A 17,695-nucleotide genomic window follows, 5' to 3' on the forward strand; every position below is an offset into this window, starting at 1 on the left:
ATATTACCGTTTCACACCATGCGAAACCATCGATAAACTACACAATATAGAAAAACAGTATGATAGAACCCTTTTATGACTAACCAACCTTCAAAAATCACCACGTTATGGTTTGCCTGCCTGAGTATGCTCGGCTTTTTGGCAACCGACATGTACTTACCTGCATTTGAAACCATTCGTGCTGATTTCAACACCTCACAATCGCTGATTGGCTTAAGCCTGAGTATTTTCCTGCTGGGCATGGCCCTTGGTCAGTTGATCTATGGTCCCCTTTCTGATCGCATCGGGCGTATTAAAGTGCTGCTGGGCGGTATGACCCTGTTCAGCATCGCCTCTGTCCTGTGTGCATTTGCACCGAACGTTGAGATGATGCTCGCTGCCCGTTTTGCTCAAGCACTTGGCGCCTGTAGTGCGACCGTGATTTGGCAAGCCGTGGTGATTGACCGTTATGACAGCAAAGTGTCTGAGCGCGTCTTCGCAACCATTATGCCATTGGTCGCGTTGTCTCCGGCGTTGGCGCCACTAGCAGGTGCACTGCTTGAAGGGCAATTCGGCTGGCGCAGTATCTTCATCGCATTGGTTGGCTTTGGCGCTGTTTTGGCCATCATGACCTTGAAAGAGCCTGAAAGTGCCAATTTGGACAAAAAACAGGAAAAAATCACGGTACAGCTTCGTCAAGACTACCGTCAGATCCTGAGTTCAAAAAAATTCATTGGTAACATGATTAYCTTCGCTGCGTGTTCTGCTGCGTTCTTTGCTTACCTAACAGGTTCACCGTTCGTGATGTCTGCAATGGGCTACTCAGGTGCGGATATCGGCCTAAGCTATGCGCCACAAACTGTTGCCTTCATCATTGGTGGTTATGGTTGCCGTGCATTACTGAACAAATATGACAGCCAGCAGCTTCTGCCTTGGATCTTGAAATTGTTCTTTGGTAGCGTGACGGTCATGTTCCTGATTTCTTTGAACGCGGAACCCACGACCATTTGGCCAATCCTATTGCCATTCTGTTTCCTTGCGATTGCGAACGGTGCAATTTACCCCATCATCATCAGCAAAGCATTGGAAGATTTCAAAAACTGTAGCGCAACCGCTGCCGGTCTTCTGAACTTCCTACAGACCATGGTGTGTTTCGCGGCAAGCGGCTTGGTATCAGCATTTGCGGCTAACGGCCTGATGACGGTGACCATTGCCATGTTCGCAACGGGCTTCCTAGCATTAATCGGTTATGCCTTCGTGGTAAAAGCCCGCAACGAGCACGCACTACAAACCGCATAATTGCCTTCAGTCAGTGATGTATGCATAAACAGGTCACCTTCGGGTGGCCTTTTTTACATCTTTCCTATTCTCCCCCCTCCTCTGCCTCCTGCTTGTTTACCTCATACAGCACCACACCTTGCCCCTATCATGAATAAAATACTCATTAAATCGATGTGGCACACGATAATGAACACGGTATCTGTTGAGAAAACCCTGAAAAACCGGACATTTAAGTGGTAAATTAAACTGCATATAGTACATTCGTTAAACAAGCACGCCGAGAAATAGATTTTTTATACAATTTTCTTGCATAAGATTTCACTATCGGTAATATGAATCACAGATGACAATTAATGCAGTAAGTCAGCATGAGTATTCAAGTTAAGTCTATCAATAAATTCTACGGTGACACGCAAGTGCTTCATAACGTGGACTTCACATGTCAACAAGGCGACACCTTGGTGTTACTTGGCCCAAGCGGTGCAGGTAAAAGTTCGTTACTGAGGGTGTTGAACTTGCTCGAAACCGCCAACAGTGGTGCGTTAAGCATTGCCGGTGAGCAATTCGACTTTTCTCAACCGGCATGTGAAAAAGCCGGACTCAAATTACGCCGTAAAGTCGGCATGGTTTTTCAGCAATACAACCTATGGCCGCACTTAACGGTTATCGACAACTTGATTGAAGCCCCCATGAAAGTGCTGGGTCAGGACAAAGCCACTGCCACGAAAGCAGCGATGGAGATTCTAACCACGCTCCAACTGGCAGATAAAGCACAGGCTTGGCCCCTGCAGTTGTCGGGCGGACAACAGCAACGGGTCGCCATTGCCCGTGCCCTGATGATGAAGCCAGATGTGTTGCTGTTTGATGAACCCACTGCTGCGCTTGATCCTGAAATCACCAATCAAGTGGTCAGTATCATCAAACAGTTAAGCGAAACGGGCATCACGCAAGTGGTCGTCACCCACGAAGTGGATTTCGCCAAAAAAATTGCCAGTCATGTGCTGTACCTTGAAAAAGGCCACATGGTTGAACACGGAACCAAAGAGGCATTCACTCACCCTGCGACCCCGCAGTTTGCTGACTACCTCAACCACTGATTATTATGTTCTCTTTACGATGCATCACAGCCGACGTGATGCCGCAAACAACGCACGGAGTATCGCGATGAAAAAATTACTACTCGCTTCTATTATCGGCCTGACGGCTTTTAGCGCAGCCGCTCAAGAAGAAATTAAGTTCGCCATGGAAGCGACTTACGCCCCGTTTGAATACATGGATGAAAACAACCAAATTCAAGGCTTTGATGTTGATCTTGCGAATGCCCTTTGTGATGTGATTGAAGCCAAATGTAGCTTCCACAACCAGCCTTTTGACAGCTTGATCCCCGCCTTAAAATTCCGTCGTTACGATGCGGCCATTTCTGGTATTGATATCACTGAACAGCGTCAGAAAGTGGTGAATTTTACCGATGCTTATTATGAAAACTCCGCGGCTTTTGTTGCCCTGAAAGACAAAGTGGCTGACCAAAACGCCCTGCAAGGTAAGCGTGTCGGTGTTCAGAACGGTTCGACACACCAAAGTTACCTGACAGAGCAAATGGGAAAGGTGACCGCCGTGCCATACGCCAGCTACCAGGACGCCTTCATTGATATGCAAAATGGCCGTATCGATTCTGTGTTTGGTGATACTGCGGTTGTGGCGGAATGGTTCAAGAAAAACGATAGCCTTGTTTACGTTGGCAGCCCTGTCACCAATGCAAAATACTTCGGTAATGGCTTTGGTATTGCCTTGAATAAAGACAACGAAGCCCTGCTGAATAAACTGAATGCGGCACTGAAAACCGTGAAAGACAATGGCACCTACCAGCAGATCTTTGACAAATACTTCGGTGAGTAAAGACTCAGCCACATCGTTTATAAGTGAGTAATATATGGCGTTATCAGGTTATGCCCTGACGCTACTGGAAGCGAGCTGGGTCACCATCCAGCTCAGCCTTGCCAGCGTAGTCGTCGGATTAGCATTAGCGGTCCTGTTTGCCGGTGGTGAGATGTCTCGGTACCGCGTCATCGCATGGCCAACCACGGCATTTGTCACCATACTCCGTGGTTTGCCTGAACTGTTAATTGTTCTGTTTATCTTTTTTGGGTCAACCCAAGTGCTGTTCTTGATCACCGGTGAGTTTCTGGAACTCAGTCCGTTCCTGTCGGGGGTCATCGCACTGTCATTGATTTTTGCTGCCTATGCCGCACAAACCTTGCGGGGGGCATTGAAAGCCGTTTCTAACGGCCAGCGTGAAGCCGCCAGTGCATTAGGGATCAGCAAACACCATGCTTTTATTCGTATTGTGTTGCCACAAGCGGTGCGCCACGCCCTGCCCGGTTTAACGAACCAATGGTTAGTACTGCTTAAAGACACGGCGTTAGTGTCCTTGATCGGGGTGACCGACTTGCTAAAACAAGCCCAGTTAACCGCAGCCGCAACCCATGAAAGTTTTACTTGGTATGCGTCTGCCGCCGCGGTTTACTTGGTGATCACCTTGATCACACAACGTTTTGTCAACATTCTCGATAAGAAATACAGCGTACAAGACGGGCATCAATCGCAAGGGGCTTCAGCATGAATGAACAGTATCTTTGGCAACTTGCACAAGGCCTCGTCACCAGCTTAGAGTTAACGGCCGCGTCATTGATCGTCGGTTGTTTACTGGCGCTGGGCATGACATTAACCCTGATTTTGCGCACACCTGTCCTGCACTGGATCAGCCGTGCGACAATCACCCTGTTTACGGGTACCCCCCTGTTAGTACAAATCTTTCTGATTTACTACGGGCCGGGACAATTTGACAGTGTACGTGAAAGTATTGCCTGGGAATGGCTCCGTCAACCGTGGTTCTGCGCCATGCTAGCACTCGCGCTGAATACGGCGGCATACAGTACTCAGCTATTCAAAGGGGCATTTAATGCTATCCCTTCTGGTCAATGGCAGGCATGCCGAACGCTGGGAATGGATACCAAAGTCACCTTGGGCGTATTACTGCCCTATGCGATTCGTCGTGCCATTCCGGCCTATTCCAACGAAGTGATCTTGGTATTCAAGGGCACCTCGTTAGCCAGTACGATCACCATTATGGATCTCATGGGTTATGCACAACGGATTAATGCGCAGACCTATGACACATTGGTGGTATTCAGCGTGGCCGGTGCATTTTATCTGGCAGTCAATGGATGCCTGACATTGCTTTTCCGTCACGTTGAGAAAAAAGCGCTCGCGTTTGAAAACGCACAATAGAATCACGCCATAAAATAGTAAAAAGCCATTACCGCCCATCAAGGCCGTAATGGCTTTTCACATTCAAACACGCACTATTTATCTACTGTCATACCTGTCACACTTTGCAATCAATGCAACGTGTTGCTTTATGATATCGATTACATCTTTTGTCTATTCAATGCGTTAAACTGCGCGAAATTGTCTCAATCTACAAATTACCACCAAAAACAACCATTCATTATTTTTCACAATCAATAACAAATAAACACATCAGCAGTTAATCCATTCACCTTTCTGTTTCAGTTCAAATATTGAAAAACTGAACACCGTTTCATTCTCATCGCTTATTGAACCGCCAATAAAACATCCATTACCATGCCTTAAAAATATATTTAGCACTTACGCTCAATCGTATTATTCCTTCCTGAACAGGCAAATCGCTCTATGGATAACCGTCTTAGCATGTCAGAAAAAAAGAGTAAAACGCGCGAATGGATGGCGTTTTTCTTTATCACTGTTGTTCTCTTTCCACTACTGAGTGTTATTGCCGTCGGTGGCTACGGCTTCACCATTTGGATGCTGCAACTTTTTGTGATGGGGCCTCCCGGACACGGGGCCTAAACGATACACCACGCGCTGCACATTACAGGGATTTATGTAAAGAGAATCAATCATGAAAACATTTCTAACAAAAGCATGGCAGACACTGTCTCGCCCCAGTGTTCATATCAGCCTGGGTATCCTCACCCTCGGCGGATTTATCGCGGGGGTTTTGTTTTGGGGCGGCTTTAATACCGCACTGGAAGCCACCAATACCGAAGCATTTTGCGTAAGTTGTCACGCAAACAATGTCGTACCTGAATTTGCGGGCACCATTCACGACAAAAACCGCTCAGGCGTTCGGGCAACCTGCCCTGACTGCCACGTTCCCCACGACTGGACAGCGAAAATCTCCCGAAAAATTCAAGCCAGCAAAGAAGTCTTTGCCCATGTTGCGGGCTTTATCGATACCCCTGAAAAATTTGAAGATCGCCGACTCATTCTGGCCCAACACGAATGGGATCGCTTTAGCGCCAATAACTCCTTGGAATGCCGTAACTGTCATGACTATGACGGGATGGATTTCAGTAAAATGTCAGCAACCGCCCGCGTGCAAATGACAAATGCCGCCGAGCGTGATCAAAGCTGTGTGGATTGCCACAAAGGCATTGCCCACCACCTACCCAAGAATATGGACAGCAGCGGCGGCCTAATTGCAGAACTCATGCAAATTGCCAATCAAACCCAATATAACGACGGCGAAACGGTGTATAGCGTGCGCTACTTACCGGTATACGAAGACAGTGGGCTAAAGAAAGAAGCGGGCCTGTTGAACCCTGCGTCTGCGGTTAAGATTTTGACGGAAAACGATGACGCAATTGAAGTCGAAATTGCCGGTTGGCGAAAAGACAAAGGCTATGGCCGCGTGATCCAAGAAGACTTCGGCATGAACATCGCCGTGGCGTCACTGCTAAAAGACACCGCGCAAAATGCGCAGATCGTCAGCAAATACGAAGAAAAAGTGGACGAACTGACGGGTCTCCCTTGGCAGCGTGTCACCGCCACGGTATGGATGCCAAAAGCCTCACTACTGAACGACATCACACCTGCGTGGGATAAGGCACGTTCTGCCTATAACACCAACTGCTCAGTGTGCCATACCCAACCAGCAGAAGCACATTTTGATGCCAATACCTGGCCAAGTATGTTCAACGGCATGCTGGCCTTTGTGAACTTCGACCGTGACAGTGAAGCACTGGTGCTGAAGTACCTCCAGAAGCATTCTTCTGATTTTTCTGACAACTCACACTAAGCGATGGATGGAGTAATCTCACTATGTCTTTAACCAGAAGACGTTTTCTCAAAGGCCTTGCCACCACCAGCGCAGTCGGGGTTATCGGCCCAAGCTTGCTCACCTCAACCCGTGCGTTCGCGGTGGAAACCACCGGATCATGGAAAATATCGGGATCCCACTGGGGGGCGTTCCGCGCCCATGTTTATGCTGGAAAAGTACAAGACATTCAGCCGCTTGAAGTGGATCAACACCCCACTGAAATGCTGAACGGCATTAAAGGGATTATCTATAGCCCTTCCCGAGTGCGTTACCCGATGGTGCGCCTTGATTGGCTAAAAAAACACAGATACAGCGCTGAAACACGCGGCAATAACCGCTTTATCCGTGTGACGTGGGATGAAGCACTCGATTTGTTCTACCGCGAACTGGAACGTATTCAAAAAGACTACGGCCCATGGGCACTGCATGCAGGTCAAACAGGATGGCGTCAAACTGGCCAATTCCATAGCTGTACCAGCCATATGCAACGTGCGGTCGGCATGCACGGCAACTTCATCACGAAAGTCGGCGACTACTCGACCGGTGCCGGTCAAACCATCATGCCGTACGTATTGGGCTCTACCGAAGTGTATGCCCAAGGTACCTCATGGTCAGAGATCCTCGATAACAGCAAAAATGTTATCTTGTGGGCCACCGATCCAGTGAAAAACCTGCAAGTGGGCTGGAACTGTGAAACCCACGAGTCCTACCCGTTTCTTGCCAAGCTCAAAGCGAAAGTGGCCAGCGGCGAAATCAATGTGCTGTCGGTCGATCCGGTCAAAAGCAAGACGCAACGGTACCTTGAGAATGATCACCTCTACATTAACCCACAAACCGATGTGGCGTTCATGTTGGCGGTCGCCCATACCCTGTACAACGAAAATCTTTACGACAAAGACTTCATCAAAATGTACTGCCTCGGCTTTGATGAATTTATTGGATATGTACAAGGCACCACCAAAGATCGTATCGAAAAATCGCCGGAATGGGCAGCCAAGGTGTGCGGGATACAAGCCGACACCATCCGTGATTTTGCCCGTATGCTGGTCGCAGAACGTACTCAAATTCTGTTTGGCTGGTGTATTCAGCGTCAGGAACACGGTGAACAGCCGTACTGGATGGGCGCGGTTATCGCAGCAATGGTTGGTCAAATCGGCCTACCGGGTGGCGGTATTTCTTACGGTCACCACTACAGCGGCATTGGTGTACCGTCTACCGGATTTGCAGCACCCGGTGGTTTTCCACGTAATGTGGACGAAGGCTACAAACCCAAGTGGGATAACAACGACTTTAACGGTTACAGCCGTACCATTCCGGTGGCACGCTGGGTGGATTGCTTGTTAGAACCCGGAAAAGCGATCCGTTATAACGGCAATAAAGTGATCCTGCCTGATTACAAAATGATGGTGATCAGCGGTAATAACCCTTGGCACCACCATCAAGACCGCAACCGGATGAAGCAAGCCTTCCAGAAGTTGCAAACCGTGGTCACGATTGATTATGCGTGGACTGCAACGTGCCGCTTCTCGGATATCGTGCTGCCTGCGTGTACCCAGTTTGAACGTAACGACATTGACGTGTACGGCTCTTACAGTGGGCGTGGTTTACTGGCGATGCACAAATTGGTTGACCCCTTATACCAATCAAAATCGGATTTTGACATTTTCACCGAATTAACCCGACGCTTTGGTCGCCATAAAGAATACACCCGTGGCATGGATGAAATGGAATGGGTACAGTCATTGTACGCAGACTGCCGCAATGCCAATAAAAACAAATTCGATATGCCGGACTTTGACACGTTCTGGGCACAAGGTCTGTTAGATTTCGGGACAGGCAAGCCTTGGGTACGTCATGCCGATTTCCGTCAAGATCCTGAGATCAACGCGCTTGGCACGCCATCTGGGTTCATTGAAATCACCAGTCGGAAAATTGCCCGTTATGGCTACGATCACTGTCAGGGACACCCGATGTGGTTTGAGAAAAGCGAACGTTCACACGGTGGGCCGGGATCCCAGAAACACCCGTTCTGGATGCAATCTTGCCACCCAGACAAGCGCCTGCATTCGCAGATGTGTGAGTCAGAAGCCTTCCGCGCCACCTATGCGGTACAGGGTCGCGAGCCAGTTTACCTCAATCCTGAAGATGCAGCCACGAAAGGCATTCATGACGGTGATTTGGTACGCGTGTTTAACGACCGCGGTCAATTACTGGCCGGCGCTGTATTGAGTGACAGCTACCCGCGTGGGGTGATCCGCATTGAAGAAGGTGCTTGGTATGGGCCGTTAAATGAAAAAGTCGGAGCCATTGATACCTATGGTGATCCTAATACTCTGACCCAAGACATTCCTTCTTCAGAGTTAGCACAAGCCACCAGCGCCAACACCTGCTTAGTGGATTTTGAGAAATTCACAGGCACAGTGCCACCTGTCACCGCCTTTGGCGGGCCGATTGAAGTGAGTCAAACCCTCACGGCACTCTAATAACACACGCAATCAGAAACGCCATCCATCATGCCCTGATCCTGTATCAGGGCGTGTTTTATGGGGCTCATCACACTACTTGTCGGTAGCCGCTGTTTGCTTCTTAATGAACTTTTCCACCCCTCGCCCTGTCACCGCAAAGACCAATAAACTGAACCACAACACAAAGGAAAAAAAGGCCGGCACACTGGCTACCGCAATAACTTTGAGATATTTGCGATTAAATAAAACCGCTAACATCACAGGCAGCAACCAAAAAATAATAGCGATAATGACCCCAACCGCCAGCATCGCATAGTTGCCACTGCCAAATGCTTCCTCAAATAACACTTTTACTTCATCCATGTCGCTTATCTCCACTTCCTTGTTGCACATTATCCATTAGGGTTTTCACGCGGTTAAGGCCATCCTCCCATTTATCGAGATACCGCCCCGTCACAGCGAAAACCAGTAACCCTACCCACAACGGCGAATAGAAAAAAGCCGGCACACACGCCAACGCAATCACTTTTGTGTACTTAGGTGAATGGGTGAGCGACACAATCACGGGCAGTACCCAAAAACACGCTATACCTAACAACCCAAATACAAGCCCGATATAGTTGCCATGCCCAGACAACTCATCAAAAAGTACCGTTACCGCTTCCATGCGACACCTCCTTCGCTTAACGTTTTTTCACAATACAAATCATGTTGTTATCATCATGTCTCAACGCATCACCCATCCAATTGCCGTATTGGTGTATCAACTCAAATCCCGCAAGTTCGCACAATTGTTGAATATTATCCTGTGAACGGTATTTCAGATTAATGCCGGAATGCACCACCGCACCATCGGGATAAACCCGCTTCTGGGTGATATACATAATACTGTCGCTCTTATCAAAGCGATCATACTTGCCGTACAACGACACCCTCTCGCCATGCGCATTATCGTAAGTATTAAACAGTGCATAGTCTGTGGTTTCGGTAATGTTCTCTGCTGTCATCAAACGGGTATCAAAGATCAAATGCCCACCTGGCGATAAATGCCGATACACATTATTCAACAGCGCCAGCATCACATCGTCATCGAAGAACGCCTGAAAGGCATTGCCCGTCATAATGGCTAAATCAAATGCCCTATCGAGCGTAAACGTCGTGGCATCAGCTAACAAAAAATCGACATGGCTTTGACCTGCAGCGCGACGGCGAGCCTGTTCTAGCATTGAAGGGGCGATATCGACACCGATGGTATGCTCGACTTTTTCGGATAACGGCACCGTCACAATCCCTGTGCCACAACAGATATCTAGCAATGATCTCGCTTGTTTTTGCGCAATAAAACGAGAGAGAAATTGAATGTCGTTGTCATACACGTGAGCATATTGCGCATCGTAATCTTCGCCCGACATAAATTCCGATAAATCCTGCATTCCTATTACCTGTTCTTCATCACCTTAATGTTGCACCTAAGCACATAAAACCGCTTAGCCATCACACGACACTGTCATAGCGCCTTATCTATTTACACGCTACACGTATATTCCTCACGATTTTCTCGGCATACATCACGCAGGGTCTACGCCTTGCCGCCTCTGAAATGGTCAAGTTCATCCCTTTTTCTCATCACACTAAGCAACAACTGAAATGGCAACGATTACATGTTACTTACCTGCTGATTTTAAACGATCAATATCGCATTACATGAAAAGCAGAAACAGGGAGATTGCACTGTTTACACAGACGCGGTTTAATAGCCCGCAATTTACTTCACTATCCATCACACCATAGCCACCCCTTCACGAGGACTGTCACCATGGCGACCATTAAAGATGTGGCGAAAGCCGCCGGCGTATCTGTCGCCACCGTATCTCGGGTGGTAAATAAATCGCCCAAAGCCAGTCAAGCCTCTATCACTGCGGTGACTGCCGCAATGCAAGCGCTCGGCTATCGCCCCAATGCCAATGCCCGTGCCTTGGTGAGCCAATCCACCAATACCGTGGGTGTGGTGGTCGGTGATGTCTCCGATCCCTTTTTCGGCGTCATGCTCAAAGCCATCGATCATGTCGTGCGCCAGCAAGGCAAACAGTTATTGATCGGCAATGGCTACCACGATGCCCAAACGGAACGTGAAGCGATCGAATTATTGATTAACAGCCGGTGTGATTCGTTGATTATTCACAGCAAAGGCTTACCCAATGAAGAACTGATCCGCTACGCTGAGGAAGTGCCAGGATTAGTGATCATTAACCGATATATTACCGAGATCGCACCACGCTGTATTGCACTGGATAACTTCAAAGGGGCCTATTTAGCTACCGAACACTTGATAAAACACGGCCACCAGCATATCGGTTACATCTGCTCTAACCATGCCATTGAAGATACCGAGCAACGTAAAGCTGGCTATTTGGCGGCATTGGCAGAACATGGCATAAGCCGCAATGAAAACTACATCGAATATGGCACGCCTGACGAACAGGGCGGCGAGTCGGCGATGATCGCCCTGCTCTCAAAGCAATTACCGATCACGGCCATCGCAACCTATAACGACTACATGGCCGCCGGTGGCTTGTCCGTTTTGGAAGACAACTATATTCAGGTGCCGGAAGCCCTGTCTCTGATCGGGTTTGATGACGGCTTAATCGCCAAATACTTACACCCGAAGCTGACGACAATTCGCTATCCTATTCACATCATGGCGGAACAAGCGGCACTGTTATCGCTCAAACTAGCGCAAAAAGAAGCCAATGACGCATCGACCAGAATGTTTGTTCCTACCTTGGTCAAGCGCCATTCTGTCGGCTCAGTTCGTACGAATAAGACGCACAAATAACTCGCACTAACAAATAGAAAGAAAACACAGAGGACGTTATGCAAAATCTTCAACAACAGTTGGCCTTTATCTTAGAACTAGACCGCCTAAAAAGTGTATATCGCCAAACCACCGTAAAAGCAGACAATAATCGTCAAGAAAACAGTGCCGAGCACAGTTGGCACATTGCACTCATGGCACAGGTACTGAGCGAGTACATCGAAGAGCCCGTTGATATTAACCGCGCTGTCATGATGCTGTTAATCCACGATATCGTTGAAATTGATGCCGGTGATACGTTCGCCTTTGCCGCCCAACACGAACTCGACGGCCAAGAAGACAAAGAAATTGAAGCAGCAAACCGCCTGTTCGGCCTGCTACCGACGGCACAATTTGAGGCAATGAAAGCGTTGTGGCTGGAATTTGAACAAGCACAAACGGCTGATGCTCGCTTTGCCAAAGGCATGGATCGTATTTTACCACTGCTACAAAACATGGCGAATAACGGTGGTAGCTGGGTCCGTCACAGTGTCACAAAATCACAAGTCATCGCGCGTAATACCTACCTGCAGCAGGTTACGCCAGCACTGTGGGATTACGCCTGCCAACAAATCGACGTAGCGGTTGCCAACGGGTGGCTAAAAGACGCGTAAGCATGCGTGCCAGAGAAAATAAAAAGAGCCACATTACGTGGCTCTTTGCATATCCTGACACATTATTTTGCTATCGTTTTGCTATCGAAAACTGATACGTCGTATTGTGCTGATAACGCTCACCTACCGCCAAAATTCCTTGTTCTGGCCATTCAGGATGGTTCGGTGCATCCGGTAAGTATTCGGTTTCTAAACAAAAACCATCGAATTGATGGTAAATCCCTTCTCTGGCGGGATTCCCTTCCAAGAAATTACCGGTATATAACTGCACCGCTGGCTTCGTGGTCATCACAGACAGAGTAACATCGTGATCCGGTGACACCGCTTGCATCGCCATCGTGTGACCATCTGTCACGGTCGGTAATAGAACAAAGGCGTGATCATAACCGCCCGCCAATCGCTGATCATCATCTGCCAAAAAGTCCTGCCGAATGGTTTTTGCTTCTTGAAAATCAAACCCCGTCCCGACAACCGACGTCCATTCCCCGGTTGGAATCCCCACCTCGTCAGTGGGCACAAATGCCTCTGCCGCGATGGTTAACGTGTGCGACAAACACTCGTGGCCGCTTTCTGCACCCGCCAAATTAAAGTAAGCATGGTTAGTTAAATTCACCGGACATGCCTGATCACACTCGGCTTCATACGCAATCACTAACGCATTGTCTTCTGTTAGGGTAAAGGTCACGCTCGCCGTCAGTTGGCCCGGAAATCCCTGATCGCCATGCTCTGACACCAACGAAAACACCACCTGCGAGGCATCATTTTTTTGTACTGTCCAGCGACGTTGATGAAACCCATCAGGCCCACCATGGAGGGTATTACCGGCCTGATTGACCGCAACCTGATACTTCGTACCATCGACGGTAAACTGCCCTTTTTCCAAGCGGTTCGCATAGCGCCCGACTGTCGCCCCCATATACGCAGACTGTTTTTGATAATCCGCTAAGGTGCGGCATCCTAGCACCACCTCACGCTGTTCATCCGCAACGGGCAGCGTACAGCTGATCCACGTCGCGCCGATGTCCATAAATGTTGCGGTCATTCCCGCGGTATTGCTCAGGGTATAGAGGTTGGCAGGTTGACCATCAGCCGCGCGATCTTGACGCATGCTGTCATATAAACCAGCCAAATGTAGAGGGAGTGTCATTGTTTATCACCTTCATTGTGCAGATGTGCGCAGGGCGTCCTTGTCTCAGGCTCCCTTTCTCATAATAAGCAGTGTATCAATGACTTCCGACAACATTCTGTGATCCCAAACACAAACAATGTAAACGTTTACACTTCATACACAGTAAAAAGTTGATTTCGTGATGTTATGCATACCCTCCCTTTTTACGTTCTTTATTTTCGGTAAGCATGAAGAATCTCCATTCCTTATGTGAAACAACGCAAAAACAGTTCAAAAAAGCATTACACCGCACACGAACCAGCGAAAATATACCTTTTAGGGTGTAATTTATATGCAGCCAAGGGCACTAAAACACTATACTTAGCTTGTTTGGGGTACTTCATGGATGATGTATGAAAAAAGCGTTACTTCGTTTTCTGATATTGTTGATAACACTGCTTTTAGCGGCTTTAGCGGGCACGTTTTATATCTATAATGAAGATGCACAGCAGCTCAAGCGCAGCATACAAGCCCGTGAACACAGTCGTCATCAGTCGTCACTACACATCACCCAACATCAATTTACGCCCGTACTCACAGGCCTGCGCTATTTGACCAACAAAGTCAGAAACACGTCTCAAATGCGCATGACGCAAAAAGAACAATACCGGCACCTCATTGACATCTTCACGCAAATCGCCACAGCGCGAGACAATTTTGAACAAATCAGCCTATACAATCACACTGGGGCGCTGATTATTCAGGTTAATAATCCCAACAATATCGCCGCTCATCATATTGCACAGCCTACCCCCCCCACAGCGCAAGGGTCACCGTTTAATCACCGCATGATTCCCGACATCAAGCATGCCTTAAGCAGCCTACCCGAGCGGATCTATACCTCTGCGTTTCAACTGTACGATGACAACACGCCAGGCGATCCCATTCCTATGATCCGCTTCATCAGCCATTTTAAAGTGCAAGGTGAAAGTTGGTTGCTGGCTGTCAATTATCGAGGGCAAGACTATTTAGATAAATTGATGAATCTATACGGGCAACCAGAAGCAAAAAGCAACATACAAACATGGCTCATCAACAATCAGGGACATTGGTTGCTAGGGCCCGATGCGCAAGAAAGCCCGACGTTTATGCCCGCCCACTTCGATAACAATGTGGCCGAATTCAATGATGCCTACGCCATGCTATGGGCTGATGTTCAGAAAAAACACAATGGGCAAATACAAGTAGACGATTACCTTTATACCTACAGCCGGTTCTTTTCAAAGCCGACGCCCCCCCACGATCAACTGCGCACGTTACCTTTTGAGGGCAGCGACCTTCCTTGGACGATCATCACCCGTGTTAACATGCACGACACCTTGATTGAACAAGCTTATTCTCAACAACGCATCATCAAATTCACCACATTCACCATTCTGATTATGTCGCTCATAGCCGGGGTCATGGTGTTTGCGTGGCATTTATTTCAATCACTCAAAGCCCAGAAAAAGCTCTATGTGAAAGTGAATGATACCGCCTTAAAATATGCCACCGTGCTGAAACATGTCCCGAATGGCTTACTGACCATGGATAAGCACCGGCGGATCCTCTCTATTAATGATGCGGCTAAACAGATCTTATCGTGTGATGAAAAAGACTACACGCTGCCCCAACCTTTAGAAGCCTTGATCAAAAGCCCTCAAGTGCGTAAGCAAATCAATGCCTTGATCGCGCAATTTTGTACAACGGAAAGTACCAATGGCCACGTGATTAAACAGCAAATCGATATCCATACTTTCAAGACACGACATATCGAAGTGATTGCGACCAAAACCTCTTACAGTTCAAGCAGTGAAATTCTGGTCAACCTGCGGGATGTGACAGAGTGGATAGAACGGGAGAATAAACTTAAAAGCATGTCTTGGGCGCTAGAGCAAAGTCAGGATGCGATTTTGATCACCAACGAAAAAGGCATCATTGAATACGTTAACCCCTCCTTTGAGCGGTATAACAACGTCTCGGCAGAATCGATCATTGGCACACAATCCGCCCTGCTGCTACGTAAAAGCTTACCCAGCGTCAAAGAGATCCGCTCAGTACAGCAACAGTTAAAGCAAGGCACTGTCATTCAACGAGTGATCGCCCACCGCGTGTCGGACGCCGACAGTTGGTATGAAGAAAAAACGATCTCGCCTATCGTGAATCACTTAGGGAAAATCAGCCATTATCTTTCTACCGGTAAAGACATTACCGAACGCGTGCTGGCGGAGAACCGACTGCACAAAATGGCCCATTATGACTACCTGACAGATTTACCCAACCGGATGTTGTTGCAACAGCAAATAGAAAAGGCCATTGAAGCGTGTCAACATACACGCAAACACATTGCGTTAATGATTTTGGATCTCGACCACTTTAAGCAAATCAATGATTCACTCGGTCGTGACACTGGGGACATCGTGATCCAAGCCGTTGCGAAGCGCATTCAACATGCCTTGCGTAACCATGACTTCCTCGCCCATTTAGGCGGCGATGAATTTGCTATTTTAATCACCCGTTCGGTCACCCCAGACAATATTGCGACATTGGCTGCGCGTCTGCTAAAAACACTGAGTGCGCCACTTTGCATTCTTAAGCGGGAGTTTTTCCTTACTGCCAGTTTAGGGATCAGCCTAGTACCGGATGACACCGATAACCTCGAAAACCTCAATAAATACACGGAAATTGCCCTATACCAAGCCAAAGGAGAAGGCCGTAATCAATTCTGCTTTTATACCCGTGAAATGGGCATCGAAACAGCGAAGCAGTTACATCTCGAATCCTCATTACGCCAAAGCCTTGGAACGACACAGTATGAACTGTATTACCAACCCAAAGTGGATGCATCAACCCATAACATTTGTGGTGTAGAGGCCTTACTGCGTTGGCATGACGATGCGGGGGAAATACAGTCCCCGATGGAGGTGATCCCTGTCCTTGAGCGATCCGGTTTGATCGTGGAAGCGGGGGAGCACATGATCAAGCAGGCCTGTGAACAACTGGCGCAATGGCAACGCAAAGGGCTTTACCTTAATTTTGCGCTCAATCTTTCTGCACGCCAATTACTCAACTCAGGCATTGTCGACGCCGTTCAGCAAGCCATTTCAGCGTCGGGCTGCAACCCTTCTTATCTTGAACTTGAAATCACCGAAAGCGTTATCATGACTGATGTAGAAACCGCTCTCGACAAACTGATCAAATTAGAAGCCTTGGGAATAAAAATTGCGATTGATGATTTCGGCACCGGGTATTCATCACTGGCGTATTTAAGTCGTTTTCCGACCCATATATTGAAAATTGATCGTGAATTTGTCAAAGACCTCCCTTGGAACAAAGATAACATCGCCATTACTCGTTCCATTGTTGAATTAGCGCATAATTTGAATATGCGCGTAGTTGCCGAAGGGGTGGAGTATGATACTCAAGAACAGTTCCTTTCGGACATTGGCGTTGAAGAGTTTCAGGGATTTTTATTTGGTCGACCGGTGCCCATTCCACATTTTGAGAAACTCTATTTAAATGCCAATGCCGATCCGGTGTTTTAGGCCAACACCGGCACAGTACAAAGGGAAATAGCTCAGCCCAATCGAGAAATATCCTTCTTGCGATGGCATGGTGATGACACATCCTCATTTAGATGAATCATCACGCTATTTACCTACATTAATTCTTGTTCAAACGCGCATCTTGAGGTCACTTAGGTATATAATTTAGGAAAGTGTGTATATATAAGCAGGAAACCAATGAGCTTTAGTGACCATTTAGACAATTTCATTAAACAGCGAGAGCAACAAGGGCAACCCGCAGGCCAAGCTTACAAGCGCAAACATGTCGTACAAGACCCTACGAATCAAAGCCTTGCGCGCGAAGCACTGGCTAAAGCACAGGAAGAGGCTTCTGAACAAGCCACGATGGACACTAAACTGCCCCATCAACGCATTAATGGCCGTTGTGTCACACAAACGGAAGCACACGCTCTGCATCAACTCGAAACCTCATCTCCCCCTGCGAACCCAGCGCGAGTGGAGTATATCAATCAACTCCGCAAGTCACTTAAACTGAAAAAGCGCAGCTAGCCGCTGCGCCTTTCTCATGTTATGAAAATCCCTTCAAATAAAAATCGAGAGTGAATTTGCAAAAATTTGCGTAAATAACCATTTAAAACGTCGTTTTATTGCTATTAACCAATACCTATTTACCGCCATTGAAGAA

General features: G+C 47.8%; 16 protein-coding genes. 12 read left to right on the forward strand and 4 right to left on the reverse strand.

Annotated elements, in window-relative coordinates:
• Nucleotides 1-75 precede the first annotated feature (75 nt).
• The 8 genes from punC to torA all read left to right on the forward strand — a co-directional run bounded on the left by punC (nucleotide 76) and on the right by torA (nucleotide 8,886).
• Nucleotides 76-1,278, forward strand: coding sequence for a purine nucleoside transporter PunC (gene punC / locus L4C36_RS10180; RefSeq protein WP_428477685.1), 1,203 nt, complete (start codon nucleotides 76-78; stop codon nucleotides 1,276-1,278).
• Between the two features lie 350 nt (nucleotides 1,279-1,628).
• A complete protein-coding gene (artP, locus tag L4C36_RS10185; protein ID WP_428477686.1) occupies nucleotides 1,629-2,357 on the forward strand; it encodes an arginine ABC transporter ATP-binding protein ArtP in 729 nt (242 codons plus the stop codon).
• A 67-nt stretch (nucleotides 2,358-2,424) separates the two neighbouring features.
• Nucleotides 2,425-3,156 (forward strand): lysine/arginine/ornithine ABC transporter substrate-binding protein, encoded by a 732-nt coding sequence (locus L4C36_RS10190; protein WP_428477687.1) that lies wholly within the window; start codon nucleotides 2,425-2,427, stop codon nucleotides 3,154-3,156.
• Nucleotides 3,157-3,190: 34 nt separating this feature from the next.
• Nucleotides 3,191-3,880 carry an arginine ABC transporter permease ArtQ gene (artQ, locus tag L4C36_RS10195; RefSeq protein WP_428477688.1) on the forward strand — a complete coding sequence of 230 codons (690 nt, stop codon included), beginning with the start codon at nucleotides 3,191-3,193 and terminating at the stop codon, nucleotides 3,878-3,880.
• Nucleotides 3,877-4,548 (forward strand): arginine ABC transporter permease ArtM, encoded by a 672-nt coding sequence (artM, locus tag L4C36_RS10200; RefSeq protein WP_428477689.1) that lies wholly within the window; start codon nucleotides 3,877-3,879, stop codon nucleotides 4,546-4,548. The genes artQ and artM overlap by 4 nt, the downstream gene beginning before the upstream one ends.
• A gap of 426 nt (nucleotides 4,549-4,974) precedes the next feature.
• Nucleotides 4,975-5,151: a trimethylamine N-oxide reductase system protein TorE gene (gene torE / locus L4C36_RS10205; protein ID WP_428477690.1), complete on the forward strand. Its 177-nt coding sequence runs from the start codon at nucleotides 4,975-4,977 to the stop codon at nucleotides 5,149-5,151.
• Nucleotides 5,152-5,203: 52 nt separating this feature from the next.
• Nucleotides 5,204-6,382, forward strand: a complete 1,179-nt coding sequence (gene torC / locus L4C36_RS10210) for a pentaheme c-type cytochrome TorC (protein WP_428477691.1) — start codon at nucleotides 5,204-5,206, stop codon at nucleotides 6,380-6,382.
• Between the two features lie 23 nt (nucleotides 6,383-6,405).
• On the forward strand, nucleotides 6,406-8,886 hold the full coding sequence (torA, locus tag L4C36_RS10215; protein ID WP_428477692.1) for a trimethylamine-N-oxide reductase TorA: 2,481 nt from the start codon (nucleotides 6,406-6,408) through the stop codon (nucleotides 8,884-8,886).
• 75 nt (nucleotides 8,887-8,961) lie between these two features.
• On the opposite strand, the gene L4C36_RS10220 is transcribed toward torA, so the two are convergent.
• From L4C36_RS10220 to L4C36_RS10230, 3 genes are read right to left on the reverse strand one after another with little or no spacing between them, the layout of a single operon-like run.
• The gene (locus L4C36_RS10220; RefSeq protein ID WP_428477693.1) at nucleotides 8,962-9,231 is read right to left on the reverse strand and encodes a hypothetical protein; all 270 of its coding nucleotides are present in this window, start codon (nucleotides 9,229-9,231) and stop codon (nucleotides 8,962-8,964) included.
• Nucleotides 9,224-9,535 carry a hypothetical protein gene (locus L4C36_RS10225; RefSeq protein WP_428477694.1) on the reverse strand — a complete coding sequence of 104 codons (312 nt, stop codon included), beginning with the start codon at nucleotides 9,533-9,535 and terminating at the stop codon, nucleotides 9,224-9,226. Before L4C36_RS10225 ends, L4C36_RS10220 begins: the two co-directional genes overlap by 8 nt.
• Nucleotides 9,536-9,551: 16 nt before the next feature.
• On the reverse strand, nucleotides 9,552-10,301 hold the full coding sequence (locus L4C36_RS10230) for a class I SAM-dependent methyltransferase (RefSeq protein WP_428477695.1): 750 nt from the start codon (nucleotides 10,299-10,301) through the stop codon (nucleotides 9,552-9,554).
• 383 nt (nucleotides 10,302-10,684) lie between these two features.
• Here L4C36_RS10230 and L4C36_RS10235 point away from each other — a divergent pair, with 383 nt between their 5' ends.
• Both L4C36_RS10235 and L4C36_RS10240 read left to right on the forward strand, forming a co-directional pair.
• A complete protein-coding gene (locus L4C36_RS10235; protein ID WP_428477696.1) occupies nucleotides 10,685-11,704 on the forward strand; it encodes a substrate-binding domain-containing protein in 1,020 nt (339 codons plus the stop codon).
• 38 nt (nucleotides 11,705-11,742) lie between these two features.
• A complete protein-coding gene (locus L4C36_RS10240) occupies nucleotides 11,743-12,336 on the forward strand; it encodes an HD domain-containing protein (protein ID WP_428477697.1) in 594 nt (197 codons plus the stop codon).
• Nucleotides 12,337-12,406: 70 nt separating this feature from the next.
• Here L4C36_RS10240 and galM read toward each other — a convergent pair whose 3' ends face one another.
• A complete protein-coding gene (gene galM / locus L4C36_RS10245) occupies nucleotides 12,407-13,483 on the reverse strand; it encodes a galactose-1-epimerase (RefSeq protein ID WP_428477698.1) in 1,077 nt (358 codons plus the stop codon).
• 374 nt (nucleotides 13,484-13,857) lie between these two features.
• Between galM and L4C36_RS10250 the strand changes: the two genes are divergently transcribed.
• Both L4C36_RS10250 and L4C36_RS10255 read left to right on the forward strand, forming a co-directional pair.
• On the forward strand, nucleotides 13,858-17,028 hold the full coding sequence (locus tag L4C36_RS10250; protein WP_428477699.1) for a putative bifunctional diguanylate cyclase/phosphodiesterase: 3,171 nt from the start codon (nucleotides 13,858-13,860) through the stop codon (nucleotides 17,026-17,028).
• Between the two features lie 198 nt (nucleotides 17,029-17,226).
• Complete coding sequence (locus L4C36_RS10255; protein WP_428477700.1) at nucleotides 17,227-17,559, forward strand: hypothetical protein; 333 nt, start codon at nucleotides 17,227-17,229, stop codon at nucleotides 17,557-17,559.
• The last annotated feature ends 136 nt before the right edge of the window (nucleotides 17,560-17,695 follow it).

This window comes from Photobacterium japonica (assembly GCF_050337005.1).
GTDB lineage: Bacteria > Pseudomonadota > Gammaproteobacteria > Enterobacterales > Vibrionaceae > Photobacterium > Photobacterium japonica.

Coding starts and splice junctions, on each gene's coding strand:
- artP (WP_428477686.1), top strand. CDS start 1,629: ATGAGTATTCAAGTTAAGTCTATCAATAAATTCTACGGTGACACGCAA.
- L4C36_RS10190 (WP_428477687.1), top strand. CDS start 2,425: ATGAAAAAATTACTACTCGCTTCTATTATCGGCCTGACGGCTTTTAGC.
- artQ (WP_428477688.1), top strand. CDS start 3,191: ATGGCGTTATCAGGTTATGCCCTGACGCTACTGGAAGCGAGCTGGGTC.
- artM (WP_428477689.1), top strand. CDS start 3,877: ATGAATGAACAGTATCTTTGGCAACTTGCACAAGGCCTCGTCACCAGC.
- torE (WP_428477690.1), top strand. CDS start 4,975: ATGGATAACCGTCTTAGCATGTCAGAAAAAAAGAGTAAAACGCGCGAA.
- torC (WP_428477691.1), top strand. CDS start 5,204: ATGAAAACATTTCTAACAAAAGCATGGCAGACACTGTCTCGCCCCAGT.
- torA (WP_428477692.1), top strand. CDS start 6,406: ATGTCTTTAACCAGAAGACGTTTTCTCAAAGGCCTTGCCACCACCAGC.
- L4C36_RS10220 (WP_428477693.1), bottom strand. CDS start 9,231: ATGGATGAAGTAAAAGTGTTATTTGAGGAAGCATTTGGCAGTGGCAAC.
- L4C36_RS10225 (WP_428477694.1), bottom strand. CDS start 9,535: ATGGAAGCGGTAACGGTACTTTTTGATGAGTTGTCTGGGCATGGCAAC.
- L4C36_RS10230 (WP_428477695.1), bottom strand. CDS start 10,301: ATGCAGGATTTATCGGAATTTATGTCGGGCGAAGATTACGATGCGCAA.
- L4C36_RS10235 (WP_428477696.1), top strand. CDS start 10,685: ATGGCGACCATTAAAGATGTGGCGAAAGCCGCCGGCGTATCTGTCGCC.
- L4C36_RS10240 (WP_428477697.1), top strand. CDS start 11,743: ATGCAAAATCTTCAACAACAGTTGGCCTTTATCTTAGAACTAGACCGC.
- galM (WP_428477698.1), bottom strand. CDS start 13,483: ATGACACTCCCTCTACATTTGGCTGGTTTATATGACAGCATGCGTCAA.
- L4C36_RS10250 (WP_428477699.1), top strand. CDS start 13,858: ATGAAAAAAGCGTTACTTCGTTTTCTGATATTGTTGATAACACTGCTT.
- L4C36_RS10255 (WP_428477700.1), top strand. CDS start 17,227: ATGAGCTTTAGTGACCATTTAGACAATTTCATTAAACAGCGAGAGCAA.